A 7,287-nucleotide genomic window follows, 5' to 3' on the forward strand; every position below is an offset into this window, starting at 1 on the left:
CGGATAGCCGCCGCGACCCACGACTCCCGAGAGAAGCGCTCACAGCCATGCCCACGCGTCACGACATCCGCAACGTCGCCATCGTCGCCCACGTCGACCACGGGAAGACCACTCTCGTCGACGCCATGCTCAAGCAGGCCGGCGCCTTCGCCGCCCACCAGCATCTGGACGACCGGATGATGGACTCCAACGACCTGGAGCGCGAAAAGGGCATCACCATCCTCGCCAAGAACACGGCGGTGAAGTACCACCCCAAGGGCGGCGGCGACCCGGTCACGATCAACATCATCGACACCCCGGGCCACGCCGACTTCGGCGGGGAGGTCGAGCGCGGGCTGTCCATGGTCGACGCGGTCGTCCTGCTCGTGGACGCCTCCGAGGGCCCGCTGCCGCAGACCCGCTTCGTGCTGCGCAAGGCGCTGACCGCGAAGCTCCCGGTGATCCTGTGCATCAACAAGACGGACCGCCCGGACTCCCGGATCGACGACGTGGTCAACGAGACCTACGACCTCTTCCTGGACCTGGACGCCACCGAGGACCAGATCGAGTTCCCGATCGTCTACGCGTGCGCCCGTGACGGCGTCGCCTCGCTGACCAAGCCGGAGGACGGCACCGTCCCGGCCGACAGCGACTCCCTGGAGCCGTTCTTCTCCACGCTGCTCGAGCACGTCCCCGCGCCGACGTACGACGACAGCGCCCCTCTCCAGGCCCACATCACCAACCTGGACGCCGACAACTTCCTCGGCCGTATCGCGCTGTGCCGCGTCGAGCAGGGCACTTTGAAGAAGGGCCAGACCGTCGCCTGGATCAAGCGCGACGGCAGCGTCTCGAGCGTGCGCATCACCGAGCTCCTGATGACCGAGGCGCTCACCCGCAAGCCCGCCGAGCAGGCCGGCCCCGGTGACATCTGCGCCGTCGCGGGCATCCCGGACATCATGATCGGCGAGACCCTGGCCGACCCGGAGAACCCGGTGGCGCTGCCGCTGATCACCGTGGACGAGCCCGCGATCTCCATGACCATCGGCACCAACACCTCGCCGCTGGTCGGCAAGGGCGGCAAGGGCCACAAGGTCACCGCCCGCATGGTCAAGGACCGCCTCGACAAGGAGCTCATCGGCAATGTGTCGCTGCGCGTCCTGCCGACCGAGCGCCCCGACGCCTGGGAGGTCCAGGGCCGCGGTGAACTGGCGCTGGCCATCCTCGTCGAGACCATGCGCCGGGAGGGCTTCGAGCTCACCGTCGGCAAGCCGCAGGTGGTCACCAAGACCATCGACGGCAAGGTCCACGAGCCGACCGAGCGCCTGACGATCGACTGCCCCGAGGAGTACCTCGGCGCGATCACCCAGCTCATGGCGACCCGCAAGGGCCGGATGGAGACCATGACCAACCATGGCTCCGGCTGGGTGCGCATGGAGTTCATCGTCCCCTCCCGCGGCCTGATCGGCTTCCGCACGGAGTTCCTGACGGACACTCGCGGCACCGGTATCGCCCACAGCATCCACGAGGGCCACGAGCCGTGGTTCGGCGAGCTGCGCACCCGCAACAACGGCTCCCTGGTGGCCGACCGCGCAGGTGTCGCGACCCCGTTCGCGATGATCAACCTCCAGGAGCGCGGCGTCATCTTCGTCGAGCCGGGCACCGAGGTGTACGAGGGCATGATCATCGGGGAGAACTCCCGCTCCGACGACATGGACGTGAACATCACCAAGGAGAAGAAGCTCACCAACATGCGCGCCGCGTCCGCGGACACCACCGAGAACCTGGTGCCGCCGCGCAAGCTGTCCCTGGAGCAGTCCCTGGAGTTCTGCCGTGAGGACGAGTGCATCGAGGTGACCCCCGAGACCGTGCGCATCCGCAAGGTCGTCCTGGACCAGAAGGAGCGCGGCCGCGCCCTCGCCCGCTCCAAGCGCTGACCCAGTGTGAGCAAGCATCCGAGCACCCGCTTCCTATCGTGTGGAAGCGGGTGCTCGCCTTCGCCGTGAGGGATTATCACGCCTGTCCAGAAGCCCCAAGTTGGCTCAAATTTGCCTCAGATTCCCTTGCGTATGCGTGCGGCTTCGCTAAGTTGTTGCCTGATCGAAAATTCGATCGAAAGACTAGAGGTGCACATTTCTGTGTGGGGGGAACATTGTTGGAAAAGGCCTGTTCTGTGATGCTCGTGGGCGCGACGGCTCTTACCGTGGCTCTCGCGAGTAGTCCTGCCTCCGCCGAGCCCATCCCCGGTTTCACCAACAAGGTCAAGGTGGGGGGCCCGAAGGAGGTCTACTCGGGTCAGGTGCAGTTCGATCAGACGGACATGCGCGGCTGCAAGAAGAACGCGTGGCTGATCGGTCACGCGCACTGGTACCTCGGAAAGGTCTCGAAGAAGAAGATCGAGGTCAGGAAGATAAAGCTTTCCTACCGTGCGGGTGTGGATTCCGAGCTGGCCGGTCAGTTCATGCAGCGGGGAAATGCGAACACCGTTTGGTCGACGCGGTGGGATGCTGGAATCATTAAGGGCGGGGGTCCTGAGAAGAGCAAGACCTTCAAGATCAACAAGACCGTCCCCCTGGACGGGCACGCCACCGTCCAGTTCAGCTCGAACTACAGCGTTTCTCGCACCGGGGGGCCCGCGGATTGTGGTGGAGACGGCACATTCGTCTTCAAGCTGAAGCCGGTCAAGTAGCGGCGTAGTGTGTTGTCGACCGACGGCCGGACGTCTCGGCCGTCGGTCGGCCCCTGTGCCAACATGGGCTTGTGTTCGTCTCTCCTGGGAGCCCGGCGACGCCAGTGAGGTCCTCGGCCTGCGGCGGCCCTGGTGCGGACCACCATCGACGTCCGTCTATCGGACCTAGCTGTCCGGCAAAGTAGGCCAACGGACCGATTCGTGCCTGTCTGTCTATGTTCTGTATGTCCGAATTTCGGGACGAATGCATGCGGCGTGTGATCAAAACGAGACCTTATGGAGATACACCAGCGGCCCAACGTGCCCGATAGTTGGAGCCGTTGAGCTCGGGTCAATGGGTCACGCGCGCAGGGGAGCGCCGACTCACGAGCGAGGGAGGCCATTTCGCTGTCAGGGGTGTCAGCGAAGCGGCTCATCTCTCATGTTCCGTAACTGAACTCTTGAGGAGGCAACCCATGCGCGGATCTACGCGTGCCAAGTGGGTCGTGAGTGCCGCTGTCATAGCCATGGCGGCCACCGCTTGTGGTGGCAGCAGCGACGATGACAAGGGCGACGAGGGCAAGGGCGGCGACTCCAAGGGCATCGTCCGCGCGTACTGGAGCGACCCGCAGAACCCGCTGGAGCCGTCCAACACCAACGAGGTGCAGGGCGGCAAGATTCTTGACATGATCTTCCGCGGTCTGAAGGAGTACGACCCGAAGACCGGCGCTGCCAAGGACGCGATGGCCCAGTCCATCGACACCAAGGACCAGCAGAACTTCACCATCAAGATCAAGTCCGGCTGGAAGTTCAGCGACGGTACCCCGGTCACCGCCAAGTCGTTCGTGGACGCCTGGAACTACGGCGCCTACCTCGACAACAAGCAGCTGAACGCCTACTTCTTCTCCGACATCGACGGCTACGCCGATGTGCACCCGGACAAGGAGGGCGCCAAGCCGACGGCCAAGACCATGAAGGGTGTGAAGGTCGTCGACGACACGACCTTCACGGTCAAGCTGACGCAGAAGTTCTCCACCTGGCCGAGCCGCCTGGGCTACAAGGCCTACTCGCCGCTGCCGGAGGCGTTCTTCAAGGACCACGCCGCCTGGCTGAAGAAGCCGATCGGCAACGGCCCCTACAAGCTGGAGTCCTACGTCAAGGGCCAGGGCGCCAAGCTCCGCGTCAACGCGGGCTACTCGGGCACCGACAAGCCGAAGAACGGCGGCGTGGACCTCAAGGTCTACACCGACGGCAACACCGCCTACAGCGACCTGCAGGCCGGCAACCTCGACCTTCTCGACGGTCTGCCCGCCGCCGCGCTGACGAACGTCAAGACGGACCTGAGCGGCCGCTACATCAACCAGCCGGCCGGCATCATCCAGACCATCTCGTTCCCGCTCTACAACAAGAAGTGGGGCACCGAGAAGGCCAAGAAGGTGCGCCAGGGCCTGTCCATGGCGATCGACCGCAAGTCGATCACCGAGAAGATCTTCCAGGGCTCCCGCACCCCGGCCAAGGACTTCACCTCTCCGGTGCTGGGCGCCCCGGGCGGCTACTCGGACGGCATCTGCGGTGAGCTGTGCGAGTTCAACCCGACCAAGGCCAAGCAGCTCATCCAAGAGGGCGGCGGCATCCCCGGCGGCAAGATGACCATCTCGGTCAACGGCGACACCGGTTCCCACAAGGACTGGGCCGACGCCGCGTGCAACAGCATCAACAAGGTGGTCGGCAACGACAAGGCCTGCACGACCAACCTGGTCGGCACCTTCGCGGACTTCCGCAACCAGATCACCAAGCACGAGATGACCGGTCCGTTCCGCGCCGGATGGCAGATGGACTACCCGCTCATCGACAACTTCCTGGGTCCGATCTACAAGACCGGCGCCTCCTCGAACGACTCGCTCTACAGCAGCAAGAAGTTCGACAAGCTGCTCAACCAGGCGAACGCCGAGGCCGACACCACCAAGGCCATCCAGCTGTACCAGGACGCCGAGAAGCTCCTCGTGCAGGACGTCCCCGCCATCCCGCTGTGGTACCAGAACGGTGACGCCGGCTACTCCGACAAGATCTCGAACGTGACGCTCAACGCCTTCTCCGTTCCGGTCTTCTCGGACATCACGGTCAAGTAGTCAGGCCGGTCGGACCTCCCCCGGGGTCAATTCGACTCCGGGGGAGTACCGCCGACCGATCCGAAGCACAATTGGCAGCCGGAGGTCCACGAGACCCCGGCTGCCGTTGTGCCGGACCTCAAAGGAGTCACCATGGGGCGCTACGTCATGCGACGACTGCTCCAGATGATCCCCGTCTTTCTGGGGACCACCTTTTTGATCTTTGTCATGGTCTATGCGCTCGGCGACCCTGTTGCCGCGATGTTCGGTGACAGAGCTCCCGATCCATCGACCGCCGCCAAGATCCGGCATGACCTGAATCTCGACAGGCCCCTCCTTACCCAGTACGTGCTGTACATGGGGAAGATCGTCACAGGGGACTTCGGTGAGGCGTTCAACGGCCAGAAGGTCACGGAACTGATGGGTAGCGCCTTCCCTGTCACTTTCCGGCTCACCATCGTGGCGATCCTCATCGAGATCGTCGTAGGTATCAGTCTTGGCCTGATCAGCGGTCTACGCCGAGGCAAGATCGTCGACAACGCGTCGCTGTTCTTCACCCTCGTCGTGATCTCTATTCCGACGTTCGTGTCGGGGTATCTGCTCCAGTACTTCCTGGGAGTCAAGTGGGGTGTAGTCGAACCCACTGTCTCCAGCGGAGCTCCGTTCGGTGAACTCATCGTTCCGGGGCTGGTTCTGGCGGGCGTCTCACTCGCCTACATCACTCGACTTACCCGGACTTCCATCGCAGAGAACATGCGCGCCGACTACCTCCGCACTGCTGTTGCCAAGGGACTCCCACGCCGTCGGGTGGTCACGGTGCACCTGCTGCGCAATTCCCTGATCCCAGTAGTCACCTTCCTCGGTACCGACGTCGGCGGCCTGATGGCCGGTGCTCTCGTGACTGAGCGCATCTTCAACATCCAGGGCGTCGGGTACCAGTTGTGGCAAGGGGTGCTGCGTCAGAATTCGCCGACGGTCGTGGGCTTCGTGACCATCCTCGTCATCGTCTTCCTGGTTGCCAACCTGCTCGTCGACCTCCTCTATGCCGTGCTCGACCCGAGGATCCGCTATGCCTGACCAGATAGAGAAGACCGACCCGGGCATCGTGGATGCCGGGACCGTCGTCGTGGATCCCGGCTTGACCCCCGAGCCCGAGCGGGAGAAGCCGCGCAGCCTGTGGGACGATGCCTGGCGCGATCTGCGGCGCAATCCCGTGTTCATCGTCTCCTCGTTGCTCATCCTGTTCCTGGTGATCCTCTCGCTGTGGCCTGGACTGTTCAGCTCGACCAGCCCGCTCTCTTGCGATCTCTCGAAGTCGCGCCAGACAAGTGAGTCGGGACACCCGTTCGGCTACGACCTGCAGGGCTGCGACGTGTACGCGCGCACCATCTACGGTGCCCGAGCCTCTGTGACCGTAGGTGTCTGTGCCACGGCGGGCGTTGCAATCCTCGGCAGCGTTCTGGGAGGGCTCGCAGGCTTCTACGGAGGCTGGTGGGACTCTGTGTTGTCGCGGATCACTGACATCTTCTTCGGTATTCCGATCCTGCTCGGCGGCCTGGTCTTCCTCTCCGTCATGAAGGACCGCTCCATCTGGACCGTGGTCTCCTTCATGATCCTTCTGGGCTGGCCGCAGATCGGCCGTATCGCACGAGGCGCCGTGATCACGGCGAAGCAACAGGATTATGTGCAGGCTGCCAAGGCGCTCGGCGCCAGCAGCGGTCGAATAATGATCCGACACATCCTGCCGAACGCGGTCGCGCCGGTAATCGTCGTGGCCACGATCGCCCTGGGTACCTACATCTCGCTCGAGGCGACATTGTCCTACCTGGGTGTCGGTCTCAAGGCTCCGACCGTGTCGTGGGGCATCGACATCTCCTCGGCGGCCGTCCAGTACCGCAACGCTCCGCACATGCTGCTCTACCCCGCGGGCGCGCTGAGCATCACGATCCTGGCGTTCATCATGCTCGGCGACGCGGTCCGCGACGCCCTCGACCCCAAGCTGCGCTGAGAGGAGCGTCACCATGTCAACGATTCAGACCAGCGACGCCCCCCACGGGCATGTCGAGGACGGCGAGGGCGGTCCGCTCCTCGACGTCCGCGACCTCCACGTGGAGTTCCACACCCGCGACGGCGTGGTGAAGGCCGTCAACGGTGTCAACTACAGCGTCAGCGCGGGCGAGACCCTCGCCGTGCTGGGCGAGTCCGGCTCCGGCAAGTCCGTGACCGCCCAGGCGATCATGGGCATTCTCGACATGCCGCCGGGGAAGATCCCGCAGGGCGAGATCCTCTACCGCGGCCGGGACATGCTCCGGATGTCCAACGAGGAGCGGCGCAGGATCCGCGGCCAGAAGATCGCCATGATCTTCCAGGACGCGCTGTCCTCGCTCAACCCCGTCCTGAGCGTGGGCTACCAGCTCAGTGAGATGTTCCGGGTCCACCAGGGGCTGTCCAAGAAGGAGGCGAAGCTCAGGGCGATCGAGTTGATGGACCGGGTGCGTATTCCGGCGGCGAGGGAGCGGGTGGGGGACTATCCGC

At 64.2% G+C, this 7,287-nt stretch carries 6 protein-coding genes; all 6 read left to right on the forward strand.

What is annotated here, in order from left to right; genetic code table 11:
• The first annotated feature begins 47 nt into the window (after window positions 1–47).
• Window positions 48–1,913, forward strand: coding sequence for a translational GTPase TypA (typA, locus tag IEY86_RS29710; protein ID WP_189134988.1), 1,866 nt, complete (start codon window positions 48–50; stop codon window positions 1,911–1,913).
• A 203-nt stretch (window positions 1,914–2,116) separates the two neighbouring features.
• Window positions 2,117–2,665 carry a hypothetical protein gene (locus tag IEY86_RS29715; protein WP_189134989.1) on the forward strand — a complete coding sequence of 183 codons (549 nt, stop codon included), beginning with the start codon at window positions 2,117–2,119 and terminating at the stop codon, window positions 2,663–2,665.
• 455 nt (window positions 2,666–3,120) lie between these two features.
• Window positions 3,121–4,773 carry a peptide ABC transporter substrate-binding protein gene (locus tag IEY86_RS29720; RefSeq protein ID WP_189134990.1) on the forward strand — a complete coding sequence of 551 codons (1,653 nt, stop codon included), beginning with the start codon at window positions 3,121–3,123 and terminating at the stop codon, window positions 4,771–4,773.
• 132 nt (window positions 4,774–4,905) lie between these two features.
• Window positions 4,906–5,829, forward strand: a complete 924-nt coding sequence (locus tag IEY86_RS29725; protein ID WP_189134991.1) for an ABC transporter permease — start codon at window positions 4,906–4,908, stop codon at window positions 5,827–5,829.
• Window positions 5,822–6,760 carry an ABC transporter permease gene (locus IEY86_RS29730; RefSeq protein WP_189134992.1) on the forward strand — a complete coding sequence of 313 codons (939 nt, stop codon included), beginning with the start codon at window positions 5,822–5,824 and terminating at the stop codon, window positions 6,758–6,760. Before IEY86_RS29725 ends, IEY86_RS29730 begins: the two co-directional genes overlap by 8 nt.
• Before the next feature lie 13 nt (window positions 6,761–6,773).
• On the forward strand, window positions 6,774–7,287 hold a 514-nt coding region (locus IEY86_RS29735; protein WP_189134993.1), incomplete at its 3' end, for an ATP-binding cassette domain-containing protein.

This window comes from Wenjunlia tyrosinilytica (assembly GCF_014646055.1).
Classification (GTDB): Bacteria; Actinomycetota; Actinomycetes; order Streptomycetales; family Streptomycetaceae; genus Wenjunlia; species Wenjunlia tyrosinilytica.

Excerpts from the sequence above, each read along its gene's own strand:
- typA (WP_189134988.1), top strand. The coding sequence starts at position 48 with ATGCCCACGCGTCACGACATCCGCAACGTCGCCATCGTCGCCCACGTC.
- IEY86_RS29720 (WP_189134990.1), top strand. The coding sequence starts at position 3,121 with ATGCGCGGATCTACGCGTGCCAAGTGGGTCGTGAGTGCCGCTGTCATA.
- IEY86_RS29725 (WP_189134991.1), top strand. The coding sequence starts at position 4,906 with ATGGGGCGCTACGTCATGCGACGACTGCTCCAGATGATCCCCGTCTTT.
- IEY86_RS29730 (WP_189134992.1), top strand. The coding sequence starts at position 5,822 with ATGCCTGACCAGATAGAGAAGACCGACCCGGGCATCGTGGATGCCGGG.